27 protein-coding genes are annotated in these 24401 nt (G+C 42.8%); 21 read left to right on the plus strand and 6 right to left on the minus strand.

The features are described from left to right. Positions 1 to 367 precede the first annotated feature (367 nt). The 3 genes from ABLT31_RS27090 to ABLT31_RS27100 all read left to right on the plus strand — a co-directional run bounded on the left by ABLT31_RS27090 (position 368) and on the right by ABLT31_RS27100 (position 1885). A complete protein-coding gene (locus ABLT31_RS27090; protein WP_367757724.1) occupies positions 368 to 940 on the plus strand; it encodes an HD-GYP domain-containing protein in 573 nt (190 codons plus the stop codon). Positions 941 to 1067: 127 nt separating this feature from the next. Next, positions 1068 to 1640 (plus strand): S-layer homology domain-containing protein, encoded by a 573-nt coding sequence (locus ABLT31_RS27095; RefSeq protein WP_367757726.1) that lies wholly within the window; start codon positions 1068 to 1070, stop codon positions 1638 to 1640. Between the two features lie 116 nt (positions 1641 to 1756). Continuing rightward, positions 1757 to 1885, plus strand: a complete 129-nt coding sequence (locus ABLT31_RS27100) for a hypothetical protein (protein WP_367757728.1) — start codon at positions 1757 to 1759, stop codon at positions 1883 to 1885. 401 nt (positions 1886 to 2286) lie between these two features. Here ABLT31_RS27100 and ABLT31_RS27105 read toward each other — a convergent pair whose 3' ends face one another. Together ABLT31_RS27105 and ABLT31_RS27110 are read right to left on the minus strand one after the other, a co-directional pair. Then, positions 2287 to 2751 (minus strand): hypothetical protein, encoded by a 465-nt coding sequence (locus ABLT31_RS27105; protein ID WP_367757730.1) that lies wholly within the window; start codon positions 2749 to 2751, stop codon positions 2287 to 2289. 91 nt (positions 2752 to 2842) lie between these two features. Then, on the minus strand, positions 2843 to 2977 hold the full coding sequence (locus tag ABLT31_RS27110; protein ID WP_367757732.1) for a hypothetical protein: 135 nt from the start codon (positions 2975 to 2977) through the stop codon (positions 2843 to 2845). A 258-nt stretch (positions 2978 to 3235) separates the two neighbouring features. On the opposite strand from ABLT31_RS27110, the gene ABLT31_RS27115 reads away from it, so the two are divergent. Further along, positions 3236 to 3415, plus strand: coding sequence for a hypothetical protein (locus tag ABLT31_RS27115; RefSeq protein WP_367757734.1), 180 nt, complete (start codon positions 3236 to 3238; stop codon positions 3413 to 3415). A gap of 42 nt (positions 3416 to 3457) precedes the next feature. On the opposite strand, the gene ABLT31_RS27120 is transcribed toward ABLT31_RS27115, so the two are convergent. Together ABLT31_RS27120 and ABLT31_RS27125 are read right to left on the minus strand one after the other, a co-directional pair. Then, positions 3458 to 3604 (minus strand): hypothetical protein, encoded by a 147-nt coding sequence (locus tag ABLT31_RS27120; protein ID WP_367757736.1) that lies wholly within the window; start codon positions 3602 to 3604, stop codon positions 3458 to 3460. 575 nt (positions 3605 to 4179) lie between these two features. After that, positions 4180 to 4365, minus strand: coding sequence for a hypothetical protein (locus ABLT31_RS27125; protein WP_367757738.1), 186 nt, complete (start codon positions 4363 to 4365; stop codon positions 4180 to 4182). 525 nt (positions 4366 to 4890) lie between these two features. Between ABLT31_RS27125 and ABLT31_RS27130 the strand changes: the two genes are divergently transcribed. The 4 genes from ABLT31_RS27130 to ABLT31_RS27145 all read left to right on the plus strand — a co-directional run bounded on the left by ABLT31_RS27130 (position 4891) and on the right by ABLT31_RS27145 (position 8791). Further along, the gene (locus ABLT31_RS27130; RefSeq protein WP_367757740.1) at positions 4891 to 5454 is read left to right on the plus strand and encodes a class I SAM-dependent methyltransferase; all 564 of its coding nucleotides are present in this window, start codon (positions 4891 to 4893) and stop codon (positions 5452 to 5454) included. A 24-nt stretch (positions 5455 to 5478) separates the two neighbouring features. Next, the gene (locus ABLT31_RS27135; protein ID WP_367757742.1) at positions 5479 to 6072 is read left to right on the plus strand and encodes a DedA family protein; all 594 of its coding nucleotides are present in this window, start codon (positions 5479 to 5481) and stop codon (positions 6070 to 6072) included. A 162-nt stretch (positions 6073 to 6234) separates the two neighbouring features. After that, positions 6235 to 6930: a response regulator transcription factor gene (locus ABLT31_RS27140; RefSeq protein WP_367757744.1), complete on the plus strand. Its 696-nt coding sequence runs from the start codon at positions 6235 to 6237 to the stop codon at positions 6928 to 6930. 1 nt (position 6931) lies between these two features. After that, the gene (locus tag ABLT31_RS27145; RefSeq protein WP_367757746.1) at positions 6932 to 8791 is read left to right on the plus strand and encodes a sensor histidine kinase; all 1860 of its coding nucleotides are present in this window, start codon (positions 6932 to 6934) and stop codon (positions 8789 to 8791) included. A 24-nt stretch (positions 8792 to 8815) separates the two neighbouring features. Here the strand turns inward: ABLT31_RS27145 and ABLT31_RS27150 are convergent, their stop codons facing one another. Beyond that, positions 8816 to 9901 carry a nuclease-related domain-containing protein gene (locus ABLT31_RS27150; protein WP_367757748.1) on the minus strand — a complete coding sequence of 362 codons (1086 nt, stop codon included), beginning with the start codon at positions 9899 to 9901 and terminating at the stop codon, positions 8816 to 8818. A gap of 180 nt (positions 9902 to 10081) precedes the next feature. Between ABLT31_RS27150 and ABLT31_RS27155 the strand changes: the two genes are divergently transcribed. From ABLT31_RS27155 to ABLT31_RS27165, 3 genes are all read left to right on the plus strand, one after another. After that, a complete protein-coding gene (locus ABLT31_RS27155) occupies positions 10082 to 11857 on the plus strand; it encodes a 5'-nucleotidase C-terminal domain-containing protein (RefSeq protein ID WP_462976540.1) in 1776 nt (591 codons plus the stop codon). 62 nt (positions 11858 to 11919) lie between these two features. Next, positions 11920 to 12399, plus strand: coding sequence for an SRPBCC family protein (locus tag ABLT31_RS27160; RefSeq protein WP_367757753.1), 480 nt, complete (start codon positions 11920 to 11922; stop codon positions 12397 to 12399). A 253-nt stretch (positions 12400 to 12652) separates the two neighbouring features. After that, the gene (locus ABLT31_RS27165; RefSeq protein WP_367757755.1) at positions 12653 to 12814 is read left to right on the plus strand and encodes a DUF3973 domain-containing protein; all 162 of its coding nucleotides are present in this window, start codon (positions 12653 to 12655) and stop codon (positions 12812 to 12814) included. On the opposite strand, the gene ABLT31_RS27170 is transcribed toward ABLT31_RS27165, so the two are convergent. Continuing rightward, entirely contained in the window at positions 12815 to 13012 is a 198-nt protein-coding gene (locus tag ABLT31_RS27170; RefSeq protein ID WP_367757757.1) for a DUF3231 family protein, read from the minus strand. It abuts the gene before it with no gap. A 113-nt stretch (positions 13013 to 13125) separates the two neighbouring features. Here ABLT31_RS27170 and ABLT31_RS27175 point away from each other — a divergent pair, with 113 nt between their 5' ends. The 10 genes from ABLT31_RS27175 (at position 13126) to dmpG (ending at position 24183) form a co-directional block, all read left to right on the plus strand. Further along, entirely contained in the window at positions 13126 to 15006 is a 1881-nt protein-coding gene (locus tag ABLT31_RS27175) for a XylR N-terminal domain-containing protein (protein ID WP_367757759.1), read from the plus strand. A 417-nt stretch (positions 15007 to 15423) separates the two neighbouring features. Continuing rightward, entirely contained in the window at positions 15424 to 16734 is a 1311-nt protein-coding gene (locus ABLT31_RS27180; RefSeq protein ID WP_367757761.1) for an MFS transporter, read from the plus strand. A gap of 208 nt (positions 16735 to 16942) precedes the next feature. Then, positions 16943 to 18124, plus strand: a complete 1182-nt coding sequence (locus tag ABLT31_RS27185) for an acyl-CoA dehydrogenase family protein (RefSeq protein ID WP_367757763.1) — start codon at positions 16943 to 16945, stop codon at positions 18122 to 18124. Between the two features lie 60 nt (positions 18125 to 18184). Next, on the plus strand, positions 18185 to 18664 hold the full coding sequence (locus ABLT31_RS27190) for a flavin reductase family protein (RefSeq protein WP_367757765.1): 480 nt from the start codon (positions 18185 to 18187) through the stop codon (positions 18662 to 18664). Between the two features lie 21 nt (positions 18665 to 18685). Next, positions 18686 to 19525 (plus strand): adenylyltransferase/cytidyltransferase family protein, encoded by an 840-nt coding sequence (locus ABLT31_RS27195; RefSeq protein WP_367757767.1) that lies wholly within the window; start codon positions 18686 to 18688, stop codon positions 19523 to 19525. 32 nt (positions 19526 to 19557) lie between these two features. After that, positions 19558 to 20499: a DODA-type extradiol aromatic ring-opening family dioxygenase gene (locus ABLT31_RS27200; RefSeq protein WP_367757769.1), complete on the plus strand. Its 942-nt coding sequence runs from the start codon at positions 19558 to 19560 to the stop codon at positions 20497 to 20499. A gap of 53 nt (positions 20500 to 20552) precedes the next feature. After that, complete coding sequence (locus ABLT31_RS27205; protein ID WP_367757772.1) at positions 20553 to 21416, plus strand: alpha/beta fold hydrolase; 864 nt, start codon at positions 20553 to 20555, stop codon at positions 21414 to 21416. Positions 21417 to 21469: 53 nt separating this feature from the next. Continuing rightward, the gene (locus ABLT31_RS27210) at positions 21470 to 22264 is read left to right on the plus strand and encodes a 2-keto-4-pentenoate hydratase (RefSeq protein ID WP_367757774.1); all 795 of its coding nucleotides are present in this window, start codon (positions 21470 to 21472) and stop codon (positions 22262 to 22264) included. A gap of 11 nt (positions 22265 to 22275) precedes the next feature. Next, a complete protein-coding gene (locus tag ABLT31_RS27215; protein ID WP_367757776.1) occupies positions 22276 to 23163 on the plus strand; it encodes an acetaldehyde dehydrogenase (acetylating) in 888 nt (295 codons plus the stop codon). A 12-nt stretch (positions 23164 to 23175) separates the two neighbouring features. Further along, positions 23176 to 24183, plus strand: coding sequence for a 4-hydroxy-2-oxovalerate aldolase (gene dmpG, locus ABLT31_RS27220; RefSeq protein ID WP_367757778.1), 1008 nt, complete (start codon positions 23176 to 23178; stop codon positions 24181 to 24183). The last annotated feature ends 218 nt before the right edge of the window (positions 24184 to 24401 follow it).

Genomic DNA, 24401 nt, shown 5'->3' on the forward strand with positions numbered 1-24401 from the left:
GATGTGTCCTTATTGTGAAACAGATATGTCAGATATTCGATTGTGATGATTTGGATATCAGGGCTTTGGAACTAAATAAAATTATTGATCTGAGCCGAAAGTATTGTAAATATTAGGATAAAGGGTTATAATTTAGTATACATATTTTGCAAAATTCAACAGATTTCAATAAAAACCAACTTATAAATACATAAAGCTACTTCCCTAAGACAACGGCAACCTATACGAAAGATAGTGAGACAAAGCTACAAGTTAAAGGCACACTTTTCGCTAGTTTGGCCGGGTTATGGAAAAGTTGGGTTCAGTTTACTATCTTTCATGCTCTTTTTTCGAAGGATGGGTTTTTTATTGATTGGGGGAGAACGAGTTGAATAAGCTTCTTAGGAAATTAAAGGAGCATGATCCTGACACTTACTATCACTGCACGAGAGTAGCCGACTTGTCATTAGCCATTGCAAAAACAATGGATTTTTCTAAGAAGGAACAAGAAATTGTATATTATGGTGGATTACTTCATGATATTGGCAAATTAAAAATCAGCAAGGATGTTTTAACTAAACCGGCTAAGTTAAGTTTCGAGGAATGGGGTCAGATACAAAAACACCCTGTTTATGGATTTGAAATTCTAAACGCGCATCGTTCGATTCTTATGGATATCAAATATATAATTTTATTGCATCATGAAAGATTAAACGGGTCGGGTTATCCGTTTGGGTTGAGTGGCGAAGATATTGATCTAAAAACTCAGATTGTTTCGATTGCCGACAGTTTTGATGCGATGACAAGTCTGAGAGCCTATAGCAAGGCTAAATTAAGAGAAGAGGCTTTAGATTTGCTGCAAGCTGATAAAGGAACACTTTATTTACCTATCATTGTCGATAAGCTGGTGGAAGTTTTAAACAGAGATATGTTGGATAATAGAGAATGGCTGCAGGCGTGAATACAGGTATAAGATAAATAAAGTAAAAAAGGGTCTCCTCGTTCAAGAGGCTCTTTTTTGCGTCCAAGAACTTACAGACTAAGACCTTTCCCTCCTTCAAAAGCTATAGGTACGAAGGGGGGATATCATGAAGAAATCGATCAAGTCTTTGATGGCGATTACATTAGTGGCAAGTACACTGGTTGGTTGCGGTATGGCGAATGATAATAATCAAGCAGGGACTCGCAACTATAATCAAGCTGGTACTCGTTCCCTTGATCAAACTGGTAATAATCAACGTGGTTTGGATAAATCCGTTGGAATTCGTAATACAGCGGATGCAACACCAACGGCTGATAAAGGATACTTTACGGATGTGCCAAGCACACGCTGGTCCAGCGAAAGTATCGAATGGGCACGGGAGCAAGGGATTATGCAGGGAACGGGACAAGGTTTCTTTAATCCCAACCAGCCTTTGACCAGGGAACAGATGGCCGCTGTCATTAAAAATTTAGCAGATAAGGGATATATCACAATTCCAACACGCGATACAGATGAAACCCCAGGAACCGATGAAACGCCGGAAATGGATCAAACCCCAGCAACTCCGGGGGCAGGAGATACAACGCCAACACCAACGGCTCCAGGAGCGGGAGATACAACGCCAACACCAACGGCTCCGGGGGCTGAAGGTACAACAACACCAACACCGGCAACTTAAAAATAAGTAATATAACTGCTTGGATTCCGTTAGAACTCCAAGCAGTTATATTTTCTACCTTTTCGTATAATCTTATGTATATTTACCTCGAAACCCTGCAGAAGGAGTGAAAGAAAATGCCGGATCGTAAGCAGCCAAATGATAAACCACAACGAAAAAATGCGATTGGACAGGTCCAGGATCAGCTTCATCAACAAGCGGATGCCATTCAGGCCCTGCAAAGCCGAGCTCGCGGGGATAAATAGACTTGTTTTTTATGAGGCTGTCCTTATCCATCGGTAAATGGGGGCAGCCTTTTTTTAAAAATATTTTTGGAGTCAGAGTAGGTTCCGGACGAGAAGAGAAGAGGCTGTTAGTGGAAATTCTCCAACTAAATCTCCATATCATTACTATTTCTTTCCTTTAGGTGGAAAAACACCCACTAAAGGCGATGAAACGACTGAAATGAGGAGATAAAGCTGAATTAGGTGGAGCTTTGCCCACTATTTCAATTGTATAGTGGTTGATTTTGATTTTAATTGACGAATTCTTCACTTATTTAACACGGGAATGTAAAAATGGGCGTTTCACTCTTTCGTCCCAGGTACCGATTTCCTCGCCCGCTTTTTTAAAAGAGACAGGTTTCACGACTTGGAGTCAGTCTCTTTTATTCCTTCAGTTCCTCCATATTACTTATTAGAAAGGACCCATTCTCTTGCTTCGTAACCGTTACAATATATTTAACCTGTGAATTAGCGGAGGTGTTGGTTACCTCACTGGTGATGGTTCGGTTAACTTCAAAGTTAAAAAGAAAATCATCGCCATCATGTTCGATGAAGGTGATGGTTGGTTCTGTCCCGCTTACCGTCGCTTTTGAATCTTTTATAAATTGTTCCATTCCGGCCCGCAATTCATGATATTGTTTAGCGAATTCAGGGGTTAGATATTGGTCGCCTTTTGTAAATGATGCGGGATCTTTATAGGTGATTTGTGATTGTGTAGCTTCAAATTGTGCAATCAATTGAGCAGCTGCATCCTTATCCTTCTGATAATCTTCAGCATTAGGACTGCCACATGCAGAAGCAATGGTGAAAATAAGGATACCTAACATAAGGTTCATCCACTTTGGCATATCAATCCTCCTCCAAATTTAAAGCCCATAACCAGTTCTTTACTAATGTAGTTAAAAATAAACCTTGTTTATTTGCAAGGAAGGCTATTCTTTAAACGAATGGTTTTTTGAGCAAGGTATAGAGGAACCTAAGCAAGCGGAAGATGCCGTAGAGGATTCTTTCCAGGATGATCTCTACAAATACACGAACGATGAGCCCTATAATAAATTCGAAAATGAAATGCATGATGACCCCTCTCTTTCTTAAGCTGATTTTAGTTAAACCGGCTTATAAAAACAAAGGAAAGGGTTGGATGGAACAAAAAAAACAAGCGCTAAGCTTGTTTTTCAGGGATGAATACATTACAGCCAGTCCCTCCACCAGTCCGTAGATTTCTTGACGTGATCTATTGTAGGTTCTATTGTTTCTGTTCCCCGACTACTCTTTATGAATAGTCCCAACCAAACCCCATTGGTATTCTCATTTATGAAGGGGAACTCTTTCATGAATGAGTCTGGATGTTTGGCTTTGCGCATGATCCCTGGAGAGACCGAGAACACCCCCGTTGAGCTTCAGGATGATATTACGAAAATCAACAGCATTTTAGGAAGTCTGCAATCCCACGTTCAAGCTACAGCGACAAGTGGGGCGAACCCTTTGGTTGAACAGAATAATGTAAAGTAGAAATCAGAAAGCCGCTCCTCATAATAGGAACGGCTTTTGGATCTAAGACTCTTCATTGTTTTCGTTGGTTTCTCTCCAAAATAACTCTTTCCCGGAGAAGGTATTCACTTCCATCATTTCACCGGTTTGCGGATTGGGTATATACTGCTTGCTTTGCTTGAGCTCTTCATTTCTTGGCTGTTGTTTCATGGATGCTCCCCCTATAGCTTAGGATGCTTATATTTTTCCCTCTTAAAAGATAAATACGCACGAGGAGATTTGTCGAGTGGAGTAGGAGATTGGAGAAAAAATAAAAGGAGCAAACGATGCTCCTTATGCATTAATAATAAAAATTGCCCATCCAAAGAAAGCAATAGTTGGGACTGCCGCTAAGCCTACGATAAATAATTTATCCATTAGTGTCACTCCTATGTATTATTTTGTCTAGTTGATTTTAACACTATTTTCACTGTGTTTAAATTAGCAAGTTCGACAATTCCGTGAACGTTATAGATCGATTCCCTAAGTACTTTGGTTTGGCTTATTTTTACTTCCATTAAACCAAAAAATAAAAGCTAATAATAATTGAATGATAGGGATGAATCCAATGGCCATGAGGCTATTTTCAGCTCCCAGAAAATAATAGGCAACAGGTGAGAAAACTAGACCACTGAATAAGAGCAAAGGCCATGAGCGTTTAGTGAATCCGTATATTGACGCAACCCCGGATAAAATTAGACACGTCCACCATAAGAAAGTGATCATTTTTGACCTCTTATAAGCTCCTAATAAGTCTTCTTTCTGCTCCAAGAATGAAACGTTAAACGAATGGTAGTTAGCACCATACAAAAGAAAAAACCTAATATAAGCAATACACCCAATTTGTATTCTAGATGATGCGGCTTCATGCTGAGGTGATTGGCCATTTGAACGAACATATCCTGCGGAAGCAAATATAAATCTTGTTTCATTTTTTCAACTCCCAAAACGCAATCTACCTATTTGACGTTGGTGCGGGTAGTTTTGTTACAAATAAGAGAAAGACCTTGTTATATTATCTGCCTATCGACCTGACATGTTTGTAAATTTTGGTATAATTTAACTTGTTGAGGGGGTAGCGCATTGGCACTGCTTTTTTATAAAGGATATACTAAATAATAAAAGAAGGTTCGTTTCTTTAAGAAAAGCAGCCAATACCGGAGAAAACGAAGGCCTGATTTCATTGGATGAGTCAGGCCTTTTTGCTGTATTACATTACTGCAATTTCCCATAATTATAGGAACGCTCGTTAATAGATGTAACCTTTCTGATCGGCCATACGTCTATAATGAATGAGGGGTACTGTAGAGCTTCCACTCGCCATTGATCTCCAGACAACGAATAGAATTTATAAAATGATTACATTTGTTTAATCGAATGTAATCATTTTAGGATATAATAGAGGAATATTTATATAATTTTTAAAATTTTGGATGACCACAAGGAGAGAGAGCTTCATGATAGGTTTAACGAATGACCGCTTAACGTTTTTATTTAAGTTTATTCAGTCGCCAACCCATATTGGGAGCATTACACCAAGTTCCTCTTTTCTTGCCAAAAAGATGTTTGAACAAATTTCTTGGGATACAATGGATGCCATTGTTGAATTAGGGGCAGGTACAGGAGTATTCACCAGATATATTCATCAACAGAAAAAAGAATCAACCAAAGCCATCATCATTGAAAAGGATGCACAGATGCGCAAGGAATTGCAGGCTTCTTTTCCATCCTGTTATTTTAGTTCGGATGCTGAGAAGTTGGACAGCCTATTGCAAAAACTCAATATTCCGCAAGTGGATTGCATTATCTCTGGTCTCCCCTTTGCTAACTTTTCACCGGAGCTGCGAATAGAAATCATGAATGCCGTAATGGATTGTTTAAAGCCAGGAGGGCTGTTTATTGCCTTTCAGTATTCATTGCAGATGAAGACCATGCTAAAGCAATATTTTAAGAAAATGGACATTGCTTTCGAGCTCTTTAATTTTCCCCCAGCTTTTATTTATACATGCGAAAAGCAATAGAAGGAAGGTGCTTAAAGGTTGCCTTTGGATCTCATTGTTCAAGATATTGAACAGTATGGCTATGCCGCTCTGTTTTTCTTTTTGTGGCTGGGCATTGTCGGTATGCCTATTCCCGATGAGGTGATCGTCATGAGCGGAGGTTTTGTTACCTCTCTGGGAATTTTAAAACCGATCCCTGCCTTTTTGCTCACGTATGCTGGGGTCATTTCAGGATTATCCATCGGCTACGCGATAGGAAGAGCCATTGGTTCGCCAGCCCTAAACTATCTGATGCGAAAAGAGAAAATGGGCAAATATGTGGAGAAGGCCCACAAGCTCATTCATCGTTACGGAATATTATCACTGGTTGTGAGTTATTTCTTTCCTGTTGTTCGACACGTTGTGCCTTATATTGTTGGGATGAATAAACTATCATTTGCAAAGTATGCCTTGTTTTCCTATACGACAGGCTTTGTCTGGACAGTTGCCCTGTTCATGGCGGGAAGGTATTTTGGTCAATCCATAGGAGCGGTTAGCCAGTTTTTAACTCATTTTGGGACCTATTCCATCCTATTATTTGCACTGATCTTATTGATAGTAGCCGTTGCCACGAAAATGATGAAACAAGCAAGCGGATGATATAAACTTTTATAGAAGAAGACAAGAAGAGCACGCTTACCTGCTAAAGGTAGGTGTGCTGTTTTTATACTGTTTAAGAAATTATTAAGAATTTCCCACACAAATCGTTAAGAAATCTTGCCTATTATAGAGTTCATAAAATCTCAGGAAGAGAGGGCTGGTATGGAGAAAGAAGTAATTCTCATCGTAGACGATGAAAAAGAAATCCGGAATCTCATTGAAATTTATCTTCGTAATGAGGGTTTTCATGTCGTTATGGCCACCAATGGCCAGGAAGCTTTATCCATCGTTCAACAGCAAGATATTCATTTAATTATCCTGGACATCATGATGCCTAAAATGGATGGCATCCAATTTTGCAGAAAAGTAAGGGAGTGGAAAGAGATGCCCATTATTATGCTTTCTGCCAAAACAGATGATATGGACAAAATTCTTGGGCTCACGACGGGGGCTGACGATTATGTCAGCAAGCCATTCAACCCGATCGAGCTTATGGCAAGAGTGAAATCCCAGCTTAGAAGGTATATGCGTTTTTCACGGCCGTTGGAACAACAACCGGATGAAATCGTCATCGACGATATGGTCATTAATCATCATACTCACATGGTCACAGTGGATGGTCGAGAGATTAAGCTAACGCCGCGCGAATTCGCCATTTTGGAGCTGTTAGCCAGAAATCGCGGGATGGTTTTCAGCGGGGAACACATTTACGAAAAAGTATGGAATGATGGCTTCTTCCAATCCGACAATACGGTCATGGTCCATATACGCAAAATAAGAGAAAAGATCGAAGAAAATCCGCGAAAGCCTCGATTTATTAAAACGGTCTGGGGAGTGGGGTATAAAATTGAGAAATAAAATGTGGAACTTCGTCAAAAGGGTATTTCTGTTTCCGTTTCGCCTGTTGAACAAGCTCATTCCTCAACGTGTAAAAGATCTGGTTCCGGTAGGATTAGACAAAATCAAAAGAAGCCTTCGCTTGCAGTTAATCATTGCTTTTGGCGTTTGTTTGCTTGCTTCCACCATTGTCGCTTCGATTGCTCGTCCCTTTACGGTTACGCGATATGCTGAGCTGGAGTATCAGTACAGTATTGCCAACATCGACCGACAAGCCAAAGAAATGGTGGAAGAAATTCGCGATATAGAAGGCCAGGGAACAGAGAGCCATATTTATATGCGAGCAAGGAATTATTACCAGCAAAACCCTGACAAATGGAAGCTTGTAAAGGATGCTGGAGAACAGCAGGTTCCCGTGCAACCATCAATGCCAGCTAAACAAGAAGGGGCAGGCACGCAGCCCCCCAATCCGGTTCCAGGAGAACAAGCCACTCCACCCGCTGGCCAACAAGGAAGCTCGGTACCTCCAGCCCCCGTCATGGAACAGGAGAAGCCGGCCAGTCCGCTTGCATTGCCGGTAGAGCTGTCTCTGAAAGCGGAACAGGGCCCACCTTCATCAGAAGATCAACATACAGAAGCTGTTACGGCCATTTTGCCTCCTCTAACCAAAGGACAGGTGCTGCAAGCGATCATGGATGATTTCTCAAGCTCAGATCTAAAAGTCCTCCTGACCGATTTGGACGGAAAGGTTCTCCTCCGTTCGGAGAGAGCCACAGAAAATCAAGTGGACATTCATAACATCATCCAAAATGCGATGGATCAGCGAAATTATGATCAGGGAGATAACAGAGGCAGGGAATATACCAGCTTTTATCCGGTCTCGATCAGCCGAGAGAAAATGTATCTCATTGCCACAGCCATTCCGCATCCGGATATCATCTATAAGGAAAATGACAGCTTCATCCCTACGCTGCTAGCCTTCGCTTCGTTCATCCTGCTGTTCTATTATATGACGAGAAGAAGAATGCAGGAAATCAGGGATCTGGCAGATGGATTAAAGGAAATCGCTACAGGCGATTTGAATTACCGTGTTCCGCAGCGCAGCAAGGATGAGTTAGGTTCCTTGGCTGAAAACATTAATTACATGGCAGAAAAGCTTCAAGACAAAATAGAAGAAGAGCGTCAAGCCGAGCGAACGAAAAACGAATTGATCACCAATGTTTCTCATGATCTTCGTACTCCGCTGACATCCGTCCTGGGATACTTGCAATTGCTAAAGGATAAAAAATTCGAAAACGAAGAACAGAGAGAACAGTATGTGGATATCGTCCATGCGAAATCAGAACAAATTGTAAAACTGGTAGAATCCCTATTTGAATATACGAAGTTGTCAAATGCCGGAGCGAAGCTAGAAAAAAGGGAAGTTTGCCTGAATGAACTATTGGATCAACTGACCGATGAACTCTACCCTCTTGCCGAAAGCAGTGAAGTGAAATTCCAAAAGCACTATCACTATCCGCCTCAAAAGGTCATAGTCCGGGTAGATCCTGACAAGATAGTGCGAGCCTTTGAAAATCTTTTAATCAACGCCATTAAGTATAGCCAAAAACCCAGTGACATTACGCTTAGCATTGAGACGGACCATGAGAAGCGGATGATCCGCATAACGTTCTCCAATGCATGCGAAGAAATGGCTGTCACTCAACTCAATCGATTATTTGATCGTTTTTATCGTGTAGATACCTCGCGATCTTCCGATACGGGGGGGTCAGGCTTAGGCCTTGCAATTACAAAGAGCATCATTGAACTTCACCAAGGTACGATCGACGTCAAATACGAGGAGGGGACGATTGCCTTTATCATTGACCTGCCTTTGTCATAGTGGGGGAGGACCAGATTCTTGCCTTCAAGCCCGATGCTGCCGATAATAAACTCTGCCTTTCGTGGATCCCTTTGATTCAAGGTTCATAGAAGCAAGCAATTTGTATGCAATGTTCCTTGAGGGAAGAATCAGGAAGTCACGGCATTGCGGATTGGTGATCGTTGCGCTGATGAGGTGAAAGTAATCATCAATCGCCTGCTGGTAGGCTGTTTGGGATGTTAATAGACAGTTGGGGCAGCGCCAGTTGGATTGGTTTCTTTCCTTTACCATGGGAAGGAAGTGGCAGGCTGGGCATTGAACGCCCTTGAGAATTTCCTCTTTGGAGATTTGGTAATGCAAGAGGATGTCGAAGGGAGCTGGTGTATGCTCTTGGAGGATAAGCTGGCTAAGCTTTTGCAAATAGTAGGGGCTTAAAGCTGGATTCATGTATTTCTGTTCAAGTTCCTTGATTTTATCTGGTATATGAATTGCATGCATAACTTTGTCAGTAAGGCCGATTCGCTCAATGGACGTTTTTAGGATTGTGGATGGATTGCTAATGGTAATGAGGTAATCTAACGGAATAGGCTTGATTTTGTGGAGGTCTAGCCATTTTTGCAGCTGGTGAAGCTGACGTCTGGCTTGGGCTATCGGATCGAGGAATCCTTGCTCCTTTTGGTCCTTCATTCGGATCATTTGATTGAATTTTTCAAAGGTAAGAGTTCCAGCGATGTTTTTGTTTTCTATAATCAGGCCAAAATATGCGGTTAATAGCAAGCTGTCAAGCTGGAATGCCTTGTGGTCATAGATCAGCCGAAGTCCGTTAAACAGGAGGTAGTTTTTTTCGGGAAGAAAGCTCAAATGATAATCAAGGTTTACTTCGCCGCGGAAACCCGCTTTGGCTTTTTCCAGACTATCTTCAATCGCCCCTCGTTTTTTGTGGGTCTGGGGTAACCTCCTCAGCAGAGCCTCCTCTTTCTGGGCTGGTATAGGGAAACTGCGCTCCAGGATAAACAAATTTTTCACTCCTTTACATGGGATGGAGGAATATTTCGCTGCGATTGGACGGATCTCCTGCTGATTGCGTCTAAATTGATATTTATTGCGTCGATTTTGGAATAATTGCGTCACTTTTACATGGAATTGCGTCTATTTTTCATTTATTGCGTCTCTGCACCGTTCCCGACGGACTATATTTCACAAATGGTTGAGTCGTTGATTTTTTTACACTAATTTTACAAGCTAATAGAGATAAAATGGTATAATTAGGCTGATATTGGAATTTTTGGGCACAATTTACTAACGGAGGTTATGAAAGTGAAAAAGACAAACATGAGACGCTTAGTTTTCTTAGTGCTTGCTGGAACGCTCACTTTTTCTCTAGCAGCTTTTGCGAATGCCAACGAAGCAACAGATAAGGTTACGAAGATTACCTTGCTTCATACGAATGATTCCCATTCCCGCGTTTTTGAAGGGGAGTTTGATGGGATGGGCTTTGCCAAACTATCAACGCTAGTAAAGCAGCAAGAAGAGAAAAATGCCAACACCCTTCTATTAGATGCAGGGGATACGTTTCATGGTCAAACCTTTGCCACGCTAACGAAAGGGGAAAGCATTGCCAAGGTGCTAAATGAAGTTGGTTATGACGGCATGGCTGCGGGAAACCATGATTTCAATTATGGGTATGAACGTCTATTAGAGCTGGCTAAAATCGTTGAGTTTCCCGTACTAAGCGCGAACGTGATTTACGAGGAAACTGGGGAACGCGTATTAACTCCTTATGTGATTAAAGAAGTGGATGGCATCAAACTGGGTTTCTTTGGTTTATCCACTCCAGAAACGCATTACAAAACGCATCCGAAAAATGTAGAAGGTTTGAAGTTTACGGATCCGGTTGAGGCTGCCAAGGAAATGGTCGCCGAGCTTAACAAGCAAGGGATAGATGCGGTCATTGCGGTAACCCATCTAGGAACGGATGAGTCCAGTACCGACACGAGTATCAAAGTAGCGGAAGGTGCTCCTGGCATAGATTTAATCATCGATGGGCACAGCCATTCATTGGATAATGTCGGTGTAGGCAAGACGAAGATTGTAAGTGCCGGAGAATATCTGAAGAACTTAGGGGTCGTTGAGCTTGAGTTTAAAGGAAAAAAATTAGCTAGCTTGAATAATAGCTTGATTACCAAAGAAGAGACGGCGAGCATTGAGCCGGACGCAGAAGTGCAAAAGGTCATCGATGCCGTGGAAACGGCCCAAGAAGCCATTCTTGCTGAAGTTGTCGGGAACACATCGGTTGCTCTTGACGGTGAGCGTGACCAAGTTCGCAAGGGGGAAACCAACCTGGGCAACTTGATTACCGATGCTATACTAGACGTTACCGGTGCCGATTTTGCCATCACCAATGGCGGTGGTATTCGTTCCTCCATTGATGCTGGTGAAATCACCATGGGAGAAGTGATCACCGTTCTTCCATTTGGAAACTATATTCAAACCAAAGACATTGCGGGTAAAGACGTAAAAGCCGCTCTTGAAAATGGGGCTAGCGGATATCCGGCAAACCATGGAGCCTTTGCTCACGTGGCTGGTTTGACTTACAAGATTGATGATACCAAGCCTGCTGGGGAACGCGTTCATTCCATCATGATCCAAGGACAGCCGATCGACATGAACAAAACGTACGCGATGGGAACCAATGACTTTATGGCTGCTGGCGGGGATAACTATACCATGTTTAAGGACGTAGCTTATACGGGCGATTTCCCAGCTTTAGACGAAGCCGTCATCCAATATATTAAAGCCAAGGGAACGATTGCTCCGGCTGTAGAAGGACGCATTTCGATCGAAGCTATGGCTGTGGAAGCCCCACAACCAGTTGAAGCGGTTAAACCAGCTCAACCGGCACAACCGGCAGAACCAGTAAAATCCAAGGAGCAGAAATCTGGCGTGTATGTTGTTCAGCCTGGAGACACGTTAAGCAAAATTGCAAGGAAATACGGTACAACGTGGCAAGCTTTGCATAAGTTAAATAAGCTAAAGAATCCAAACCTCATTTATCCTGCACAAAAGCTTATTGTGCCTCAAAAGTAAGATAGAAAGCCAAGCCCGCCAAAGAAGATACCTTTACAATACTATAAGAGGAGGAGTTTTCATTGTCAGCCGAAATAAAAAAAGTCGAAAATGGCTATACTGCTCGCTTCGAACGACCTTTAAAGCATTCAGCAAAAGAGATATGGTCCTTCTTAACAGATAACGAAAAACTGAAACAATGGTTTCCTGAACTCCATATCGATGATTTGCGTGAAGGGGGAATCATTAAGTTTGACATGCAGGATGGTACATATGAGGAGATGGATATTACAGAGCTTAAAATGTATTCTGCTCTAGAATATACGTGGGGAGAAGACCTCGTACGGTTTGAGCTATATCCGGAAACGGAAGGCTGTCGATTGGTTTTCATAGAACGATTGAAAAAGATGACGGATCATACCCCGAAGGATATTGCCGGTTGGGATGTTTGTTTGGATGTGATTGAAGCCCTGTTGGACGGCAGGACAGTTGAATCTCGAAAGGATATCTGGAAAGTAAAGTATGAGAAATATGTTCAGGAAATCGAACAACTGGAGCTTTAGTTATTTAGCTCCTGTTCAGCATTTTCCGGGAAATTTCGACGACAAAACTTAAAAAAGTGTCCGTGGGGACACTTTTTTGTTTTCATTGAACAGAAAAGAAAGCATCCATCCAATAAAATATAGATGAATAAGGTGTATGCCCAAATGTTTCCCTTTTCATGAGCGAAATTGAGGTTTGCCAAAAGCGTACCTGAAGTTAGATAATTGGTATTAATCTATCAATGGAGAATTGATAATTTAAAGGAGTAAATAAATGTACTACTGTATATATTGCAAACAGTATCATTCTCAATCTACTGCTTTAAAAATTTTAAATACTGGTTTTCGCACGGAAAGCGCAATGCAGAAGAATATCCCTCTCGGTTACTGTCATAAAGAACTTCAGCAACAAGAACAATATGCAAAGAAAAAATAATTACACTTTAATTAGTGCTTTTCTATCCTCAACGGGTGGAGGCTCTTCCATCCATCCGTGTTTGATCATGATTTCCCCACCCCGCTTGGCAAAATTATAAATCTTGGGCGTAAGGCGGGCCATTGTCAGGGTTAAATCACTGCGTAAACGAAAAGCCTCTCTTGCCGCATGGAAACTTAATCCATGCCCTCCAACCAACCCAAGTTTACAGAAGCCTTTGTTATGCTTATACTTAATTCATAAAAATGTTTGTACAATAACCGCTTTCTTACTTGTCCTATCCCCATCAATTACAGTAATAGGGTGGTAAAATGATCATTAATATTTCTGAAGAGAGAATCAACCATGATTTAGACGTCAAGGAGCGTAAGATTTTAACTTCCTCGGCTGCTTTTGGGATTCTTCGGCAGCAGCTGGTTCGAAATATTGGAATAGAGAGAATCAAAGGCTTCCTGTTTAATTTTGGGTGGGAAATGGGAGTGAATGATGCCAAAGAAGCGATGAAAACGGATTTATCGTTGGAAGCTTTAATCAAGAATGGACCTATTTCTCATATTTCAACCGGCCATATTAAGGGAATACAGCAAAATTGCACCTTTGAGCTGGATGATGACAATAAGCTTTTATCTTACTTTTCCACGGGCATTTGGATTGATTCTTATGAGGCAGCCGAGCATATTAAATGGCTAGGGCAATCAAAAACTCAGGTTTGCCATACGCTGATTGGTTTTGCAAGCGGTTTTATGACCACGATATTTGGCCAAACGCTGCTTGCCAAAGAAGTCACCTGTGTCGGAAAAGGCGATTCAGAGTGCCGCTGGATCGTGAAGACCCAGAAGGAATGGGAAAGCGACATGAACGAAGAGCTGGACGTTTACAATGAAACGCCGATCGTGAAAGAGCTAGAGTATACGTATGACCAGCTGGTTGAACAAAAGAATTTTATTGCGCGTACGGCCAATTTTCAAAATAAATTAACGGAAGAGATTATTAATGGAAGTGATCTTCAGACGATCGCCCATATGGTCTATGACATGGTTCAGATTCCGATCATTATTGAAGGGATAGACTTTCAGACCATTACGCATTCGGGCTTATCGCATGAGAAATACTTGGAACTAAAAGAGGATATGGAACAATATATCCAAGAAAATATACCAGAGGATATGTTAAAAAGAAAAGAAAACCACTCCTTGCTTTTTAGGAAAAAGATCATAAGAACAGCCGTTCAAGAACGTCTCATGACTCCTATTCTTGTCCAAAAGGAGGTATTGGGTTATTGTGCCTTTGTTTACGAGCACATGGAAAATAATAAGCCAGAGGAAGATTATTTGCTATTGGATCGGGTGGCCAATGCGGCTTCTCTTATTCTATTAAATGAAAAGACAAAGTTTGAATCATTGGAGAGGATGAAGGGGAATTTTCTTGAGCAAATCTTAGATGCTAAGGATCCTCCAAGTGAAATCATCAAAAGAGGAAAATATACGGGGCTCGACCTTGGACAGCCTTATTATATAACGGTCATGGAATATAGGAAAACGCAAGGATCGATTGAGGAAGAATTCCATTTGCAGGAACAAATTTTTGAAACCGCTTTTCGCTATTTCAATGCCAAGAAACACAATCTATTAGTAGGGCAGCGCGATGGGAACATGATTTTATTCATTACGCACGATAGCGTCAAAAATTCTACGATCTATGATGTCATTAAAGAATTTCATGATGATATGATGCAAAAATATCCGCAAGGTGAATTTAAGTTTGGAATTAGTAATTTGAGTGATGATATTAAAAACGCATCAAGACATTATGAGGAAGCAACCATAGCCTTACGGTTATCGTTAAGGAAGAAAATTGTTCCTTATCGTTCATTAGGAATCGTTGGGGTGCTGATTAATTCAAAAAATATAAGCGGAATCCAAATGATGGCGGAGCAAGAGCTGGGACCTTTATATAACACGAAGGACCCCAAAGTAGTGGAACTTCTTAAAACGTTATACTGTTTCTTGTTAAATGGCGGGAAACTTGAGCAGACCATGAGTGATCTTTCACTTTCCATGAGCGGACTGCGTCATAGAATTAATAAGATAGAAAGTTTGCTAGAAAAAGATCTGCGAGATCCAAATGAAACGCATCAATTATTGCTGATCATCAAATCCTTGATCGCTTTAGGTGAATTAGATATTGAGTAATGAGGTTTTCTCACGAGGGTTTGAATTAGTGGAGATTCTCCAACTAAACGCCCAGAAGCTATCCATATTATGCCTATAGGTGGAAAAACGACAACTAATGGTCGTGAAAAGACCAAATAGATCGGATAGGGATGAAATAGATGGATTTTTTCCATCTATTTCGTTTTTATCTTGTTTGATTATGAGCTTAAGTGTCATTTCTCCACTAATTAGTCATCACCTTCCCAAATCCCTCTATTGAACCCTTTATACAAATGAACAAAATCTAGCTGAAAATAATAAATTTATGAACACTCCTTGTCCTATCTCGAATAATTCAAACCTAATACACTATAAGTACCGGGGATAAGGTATAAAAGAGCTCAGATGAAGCTTATGAAAGCGGTACAAATAGTTGTTAAAAAAGGAGGCTGTTTTATGGTTCAAAAGGAAGCAAAGGACGTTCGAATCACCAAAAAAGCTTGGATTATGATTATCCTCTTATTCACATTGACTGTGATCAGTAATGCGGATAAGGCCATTATCGGATTTGCATCGGTTCCATTAATCAAGGAGTTGGGATTGACTCCCGAGCAATGGGGAATTGTAGGCAGTGTGTTCTTTTTCTTGTATTCGATTTCAGCCGTTCTGGGTGGAGCTCTCGCAGACCGGTTTGGCATGAAAAAAGTGATTGCTGGAATGGCAGCCGTTTGGGCACTTGTTCAGTTTTCAACGGTATTCGTAAGCAGCTATTCTTATCTGCTGGTGACTCGAATCATTTTGGGAGCGGGGGAAGGACCTTCCTACTCCTTAGCGATGGCCGCAGCTTCCAAATGGCTTCCTAAGGAAAAACTGGGCATCGGTTTAACGCTGGTATCCGTAGGCGGACCTCTCGGCGTAGCCATATCCGCCCCCATCCTAATGCATCTCATTTTAACATATGGATGGCGTTCCGCTTTTATCGCTTCGGGTATTGTTGGTGTCATTTGGATCGCATTATGGTTATGGTTAGCCAAAGAGAAAGCGGATTCAGAAGCGGAATTCTCTGCAAAAAGCGAGATGGCAAGTGGATCTTCCGTCCAGCCGGAAACCAAATTCTCATCAGCATTGCTTTCTAAAAATTTTCTGTTTATTTCTTTATGCGGTTTTGCTACTTATTGGTCCTTTACCGTTGGTTTAAACTGGCTTCCTAATTATCTGGAGAATGTCCGTCAATTAAGCGATGAACAATTAAAAATCGTGGTGGCCTTGCCTTGGATTCTGATTACGGTTTCACAAATTGTATTCTCTACGATATCTGATCGCCTTTATCATAAAACGCAAAGTGTAGTCAAGGGACGAGTGTTTGTGCTTGGACCTGTGTTGATGGCAGGTGCGGCAAGCTATATCCTTGGAACGATCGTGAGCTCGAACTTTATGGCCATCGCTTTCTTATCTCTTGGGTTAACACTTGGGTGTCTAACTTTAGTTCTTGGACCTGCCATCTTAGCGGATCTGGTTGCGAGGAAACACCATGGAAAAATTCAGGGCTGGTTTATGGCTTTAACTTCATTAGGCGGTATAGTTGGACCTTATGTTACAGGATATCTTATTCAAAATTCTTCTAATCCAGCTGCAGGTTTTCATTCGTCTTTCCAGATGTGCGCTGTGCTTCTATTTGTTTTTGGAGGATTGGCATGGGTTGCTGTTCGCCCGAAGAAAGCTGAAAATGAAATAAATACATTGATAACCAAAGATATACAAGGTTAGAAAACGTGTTTTTTACGGCCATCCGGCTTTTCCGGATGGTCTTTTTTTCTTTTCATTTACGAGCAAAAACTTACTATAAACAACAAAATCATAGACAGTCTTTGTTCTATCTTGATCATAATAAACCGATTACACTATAGATATCAGCAAGTAAGTGATATAAGCGAGTTGGAAATGCACGAAATATAAACGAAAGAGGTGTATAGAAATGAGTAACATCGCTGTAAAAGAAGAGGTAACGGTTGAACAGTTATTAGCCGGGGCGGAAAGAATCGGGAAGCTAGCTGAACAAGAAGCGCAAGCAGCCGAGGAAAATGCGACGATTTCTGAAAACGTGATAAATCTTATAAAAGAAACCCAAATCGCGAGATTGATGCTTCCTAAGAAGTATGGCGGACCTCAAGTGGACTTGAAAACGTTCGCAAATATTGTTCGCAAGGTGGCGAATTATAATATTTCTGCCGCTTGGCTGACGTACCTGTATCCCCTTCATAATATGCTGCCGGCTTTTCTTCCTGCAAAAGGGAGTGACGAAATCGTGGGTCAAGGCGGACTGATCTGTGACATCTTTGCTGCATTAGGAAAAGCGGAAAAGGATGGCGACGGGTATCGGATCAGCGGACAGTGGGATTTCGTCAGTGGTGTCTTATATAGCGATTGGGTAGGCGTTGGCGTCATGATTAAGTTCCCTGACAGCGAAAAGCCGGTGTATTGTTTACCGATGCTAAGGACATCAGAAGTTCAAGTAATAAATAATTGGGATACTTTTGGGCTTCGGGGCAGCGGAAGTAACCGAGTCATTGCGGATAACGTCTACGTCCCCATGGAACGAATTTTGCGCATCGACGCTGCGGAGGCGACGAGAAGACCGCCTGAGGAAGATTATGATCAAGATTATCCTTTTTATCATGTACCACTTTTCCCTGCTTTTTATCTCGGTTTTCCCTTCATGGCCCTTGGAGGTGCGGAGCGTATCCTTCAAGAATTTAGACAACAAACCGAAAAACGGGTCCGATTAATGGATGGAGTACGGGAAAGTGAGTCGCCTCGCAGTCAAAGAGTATTAGCTGAAATGACAACGGAATTTCATGCAGCAGAAGCCTTGCTAGACAAATATATTTATCTATTAGAAAACTATGAGAAAAATGGCGCTGTGACCAGCCCTGCTGAATTCTTTGCTATTCGGACAAAAGCCATTAAGATCTGCACAGATATCGCTGTAAGAGCACTAGCTACACTAGGAGGCGCTGCTCTCTATAAAGGCGGTGCGATGGAATTGTTCCTCAGAGATATCATCTCCGTCGCTACGCATAAGACCTCTTTATACGAAGATGCGGTAGCTGCTTACGGAAAAGAACTGTTTGGTTTCTCCGGAGGAGTTAGGGGATAGGTAAAGTTAAAAGTATCTGATGATTAAAAACATAAGAACAATAATTAGGAGGATTTTGAAATGGATGACCGTCAATTTCGCAGTGCAATGGGGAAGTTTGCAACAGGTGTAACAGTGATTGCGACCGAAGAGAATGGCGAAGTACATGGGATGACAGCGAATGCTTTTATGTCCGTGTCGCTCGATCCGAAGCTCATTGTCATTTCGATCGGAGAGAAAGCTAAAATTTTAAACAAAATCAAACAAAGTAAGATCTTCTCTGTCAATATTTTAGCAGCGGATCAACAAGAACTGTCCATGATATTTGCCGGTCAGTTGAAGGAACATCGTGCAGTCGAGTTCCATCGCCTGGATGGAAAACCCGTTCTGCCGGGTGCCGTGGCACAGATCGCATGTGAAGTATCGGCAGAGCATGTTGAAGGGGACCATACCTTATTTATTGGAAAAGTGACCGACATTCACCTGGAAGATGTCGAACCGCTCGTGTTTTATAGCGGACGCTATCGCTCCTTGTTAGAAGAACAGCCTGCCGCCGTCTAGAGCGGCAAGAAAGGAGACTGTATGGAAACGATTTATCTGAACCGGAAAAATTTGCGCTATTGGCAGGAACAAGCTAAACCGAAGGTTATCGCTCTTGGATATTTTGACGGTCTCCATCACGGACATTGTAAAGTGATCCAAACAGCTTTACAAAAGGCGAAGGAAAAGAATTTGTCCTTAACCGTCATGAGCTTCTATCCCCACCCGAAAACCATTTTATCGGGTGGAAAAGAACGGGTTCACGAATTGATGCCTCTGTCCGAGAAAGAGAAGAAGCTGCGAAACCTTGGTGTGGATACGTTTTATATTGTGGAGTTCGATAAGTCATTTGCTGCTCTTCCACCCGATCAGTTTGTCGCAGATTACTTGGTTCAGCTCGGCGTCGTCCATGCAGTCGCTGGTTTTGATTTTTCGTATGGCGGTCAGGGAGCCGGACATATGGATCGGTTAAAAGCTGATTCCGGAGGACTCATTGATGTCACCAAAGTAGCGAAAGTGGAGTGCCATGGGGAAAAGATCAGTTCCACCCGCATCCGGAAAAACCTCTTAAGCGGGAACGTGGAGGAGCTGCCGCAGTTTCTTGGACACTTTTACGAAGTGAAATGCGACTGGGATGGAGGGCGATTCAAGCTTCATCCGGATTATACCCTCCCTGCTCCCGGCTGCTATGCGGTCACGCTGAAAAATGAGATCAGTTCCCTTGAAACGGAGCTGACCGTTATGGATCAGCAGCAAGGTCCATCTCTGAAATGCATGGAAAAAATCCCCTCCTTTATGGAAGGCAGACTATCCATTGTGTGGCATCGCCACCTCCGGAAAGACCACGTCCATACGTTTGAAGAGAAAGCCTTGATCTATTAAACCTGTATTTCATAGAAAGGGAGTGGGGATGAATGGCTGAAATTATCGCGGGAATCGCAATGTCACACAGTCCTATGATTATGACCAATGAAGAAGGGGCTGGAGAAAAAGGGAAAGGGTTTCTCCGTCAGACGGCTGAAATGAAGAAATGGCTGGAAGATATCGGAGCGGATATTTTGGTCTTGGTTTCCGATGATCATTTCAATAGTTATTTCTACGATCATATGCCTTCTTTTACGATTGGAATTGGGAATTGTGAAGGATGGGGAGACTGGCAACTGCCCAAATACAAAATTCCGGTTCAACAAGACTTAGCTAAACATATTCTCCACACGGGCCTGGAAAATCATCTTGATTTTGCTTTTACGTTGAACATGAAGGTGGACCATGGCCATACCCAAGCCATTTATTTTCTAAACTCTGAACTGAATATCCCGGTTGTTCCGATCGCGGTCAATACCTCTGCTCCTCCGCTTCCTACGATGGACCGCTGTTTCCAATTAGGGGAAATCTTACGAACAGCCATCGAGTCATGGGAATCAGATAAAAAGGTGGCCCTTGTAGCTTCGGGCGGATTATCCCATTGGGTGCCCATTCCTAAAATTGACAGCGAAAAGCCAGAGGATCAAAATTTGATTCACGTACTAAAAAACGGCCGGCAAGAAATCAAACAGCTGGATGAATATTTGAAAACGCGGGAAACGAGAGTAACCCAAATCAAATCAGGCCCTGTGAATGAAGAATGGGATCGGGAATTCTTGCGGTTGATTACGGAAAAGGATTTTTCATCATTAAGGAAGTGGAGTGCTGAATTTATTGAGGAAAATGGAGGCAATGGAGGACAGGAAATACGCAACTGGCTGGTCCTGCTGGGAGCTCTCCAAAGCTTCGTCCCGGAGGTCGCTTTCTATCAGCCGATACCGGAATGGGTGACAGGGATGGCCATCGTACAGTTCGGTCAATCAGCTGAATAAGAAGTGAACATACAATTCATAATCTATCATTTGAAAATAGAGGAGAGATCACGATGAGTATATGGACAGACTTAGCAGACTTGGAATTCAAACTTTATTATGTGAATGCGAATGGGATTAAAACAAGAGTCTTAGAAGCAGGTACGGGAGAACCTCTGATCTTGCTACATGGCACAGGCGGGCATATTGAAGCGTATGCCAGAAATATAAAAGGTCTAAGTGAAACCTTCCGCGTCATTTGCATTGATATGGTCGGACATGGCTTTACCGATAAGCCGAATCGACCATATGGTATAGATTACTATAGCGACCATTTATTGGGGGTCATTCAAGCCTTAGATTTGTCTCAAGTGTATCTTTCCGGTGAATCATTAGGAGGTTGGGTAGCCGCTTGGTTTGCCGCCTATCATCCCCAATATGTGAAAGCGATGGTGCTAAATACCCCAGGTAACGTGAATAACAAGCCAGAAGTGATGCAAAGGCTGAAGGAATCTACCGTCCGGGCGGTTGTGGAAGCTAACTATGAAAATGTAAAAACGAGACTGGAATGGCTGATGTATGACAAAAGCCAGGTTACCGAAGAATTAATCGAAGCACGCTATAAAATCTATACTCAACCCGCTTATAAAGAAGCGGTTTACCATATCGTATGCCTTCAAGATATCGAAGTCAGAAAACAATACAGCTGGGACCCTTCCTGGTGCAGCAAAATCAATGTTCCGACTTTGCTAGCCTGGACGGATCATGATCCGACTTCCACCGTTGAGGAAGCCAAGCCGATTCAGGACATGATTCCGGGCAGCGAATTGACGGTAATCAAAGATGCAGGACACTGGCCGCAATGGGAGAAACCTGAAGAGTTTAATCGCGTTTTAACGAACTTCCTTGCGGGAGTCAAACAGAGTGTTTCTTATTAGATAAAGAGGGGAGAGACCCCTCTATTACTTTTTAATAGAAAGAGGTTTTGTCTTTGAGTCATCCAGTCATCCATCGCGTAGATCAGGCCTATGACCATTTGCTTCAGGCCGAGCTAGAGAAGAAAGCAGTCGCGCCCCTCACGGATGTATTTCCAGATCTGTCCGTTGATGAGGCGTATCAGGTACAAATGAGAGCCATTGAGCAGAAAGTTCAAGAGGGCCAACGGATTGTCGGCAAAAAAATTGGTTTAACCTCTCTTGCCATGCAAAAGCTGTTGGGCGTGGACCAGCCCGATTATGGACATCTATTGAATCATATGGAAGTCAGCAATCAAGGCAGCATCCCCATGCCCCGCCTTTTCCAGCCCAAGGTAGAAGCGGAAATTGCGTTTGTTCTGCACAAGGATCTAAAAGGTCCATCTGTCACCCTAGAGGATGTTTTAGAGGCAACAGAATACATTGTCCCCGCATTAGAAATTGTGGACAGCCGAATCGTGGACTGGAAAATCAAACTCCAAGATACGATTGCAGATAATGCGTCTTGCGGGCTTTATGTATTAGGGGATCAAAAGGTTTCTGTGACTGAAATCGATTTGAGAGAAATAGAAATGAGCCTGTATCGCAATGGAGAGCTCATGAATACAGGATCGGGTACGGCTGTATTGGGTCATCCCGCAACCTGCGTAGCCTGGTTGGCCAATAAGCTATTTGAATATGATGTCATTCTTAAAGCGGGTGAAGTGATTCTATCAGGAGCCCTATCGGCAGCAGTGAATGCTGAAAAAGGAGATCAATTCATCGCGGATTTTCATCATTTGGGAAAAGTCGAAGTTACATTTAACGAGTAAGGGGGATTATTATGTCCAAGGTAAAAGCAGCGATAATCGGTTCAGGGAATATCGGTACAGATTTAATGATGAAATTAGAGCGATCGGAAGTATTGGAATTTACGACGATGATTGGAATCGACCCGGAATCGGATGGGTTAAGGCGGGCAAAAGAACGCGGGTATGTCGTGATTGATAATGGGATCGATGGGTTTTTAGAGCGTCCCGAGCTGGCCGACATCGTCTTTGATGCCACATCCGCTAAAGCGCATGTTCGGCATGCCAAGAAATTGAAGGAAGCGGGTAAAATTGCCCTTGACCTGACTCCTGCTGCTCGCGGAGTGCTTGTCGTTCCTCCTGTAAATCTGAAAGAGCATATTGGAAAAGCAGATAACGTCAACATGGTCACGTGCGGCGGACAAGCGACGATTCCAATTGTCCATGCCATTAATCGAGTATGCCCCGTTGATTATGCAGAAATCGTTGCGACGATTTCCAGCAAGAGCGCAGGCCCTGGAACGCGAGCCAATATCGATGAATTTACCGAGACGACGTCCCATGGGATTGAAATAATCGGGGGAGCTAAAAAAGGGAAGGCGATCATTATATTGAATCCTGCCGAGCCGCCGATTTTAATGAGAGACACGGTCCACGCCATCGTGGAAGAAGGAAAAATGGATGAAGAAGCGATTACCCGCTCTATTCATGAAATGGTTGAAACCGTTCAAACCTATGTGCCGGGTTATCGCTTGCGCAACGAACCTGTTTTTGATGGGAATCGCGTGACGGTATTCCTGGAAGTGGAGGGTGCGGGGGATTATCTCCCTGCCTATTCAGGGAACCTGGATATCATGACATCGGCTGCTGTCAAAGTAGCGGAAGAGCTCGCAAAATACCAATTAAGCAAACAACCCGTATAGGAGGGAGTACCCATGTCAATAGAACGTCAAATTACCATTACCGAAGTCGCCCTGCGGGATGGCAGCCATGCCATTGCCCATCAATATACTGCAGATCAAGTGCGGCAAGTCGCCAAAGCCTTGAATGATGCTGGGGTTCCCTACATCGAGGTCTCTCATGGAGACGGGCTGGCGGGTTCTTCTCTTCAGTATGGATTATCCCGTACCGATGAATTTGAACTAATTGAAGCGGCTGTCTCGGTTTGTGACCAATCGAAAGTGGCTGTCCTTCTCTTGCCTGGGATCGGTACATTAAAGGAACTGAAGCAAGCCCATCATTTAGGGGCTCAATTGGCTCGTGTCGCGACACACGTCACGGAAGCGGATGTATCGGCCCAACATTTGCATTATGCCAAGGAACTGGGTATGGAGACGGTTGGCTTTTTGATGATGGCTCATATGGCTCCCGTTGAAAAATTGGTGGAGCAGGCCAAATTAATGGAAAGCTACGGAGCCGATACGATTTATGTCGTCGACTCGGCAGGGGCGCTTCTTCCTCATCAAGTAACCGAACGAATTCAAGCTCTTCGTGAATCACTCCAGGTCCATATTGGCTTCCATGGACATAACAACCTATCGTTGGCGATGGCCAATACGCTAGCGGCCATTGATGCGGGTGCTACCCGAATCGATGGAAGTGTCCGCTGTCTCGGTGCAGGTGCAGGAAACACCCAAACCGAAGTCTTGGTTGCGGTCTTGGATCGGTTAGGGATTTCAACGGGGATTGACCTTTATCAAATGATGGATTTGGCAGAGGAAATCGTGGCCCCCATTCTGCCTGTTCCTCAAGAAATTACGAGAAACAGCTTGGTGCTGGGCTACGCAGGAGTATACTCCAGCTTTGCGCTGCATGCCCAGCGGGCCGCTCAGCGATTCAACATCGATGCGCGCGATATCCTGGTTGAACTAGGCAAGCGCAAGGTGGTTGGGGGACAAGAAGATATGATCGTCGATGTGGCAGCGGAGTTGGCTAAACTATAGAACAGAAGTTCTTCCAATAGGTGATCAAGACCATCCAGTGTTTCTGGTTGGTCTTTTTCTTAGGGAAGCAATATCTCTGAAATAGACAATTAATATCTAAAAATTATAATTTTATGAACATTTGTTGTCCTAGATGGGGGTTGGCAAACTTATTACACTATAACTACGGTGCTAAACCATGTAAGCGTTACAATTCATGATCGTGGAAAACTGAACCA

The sequence above is a fragment of the Ammoniphilus soli genome (assembly GCF_040813775.1).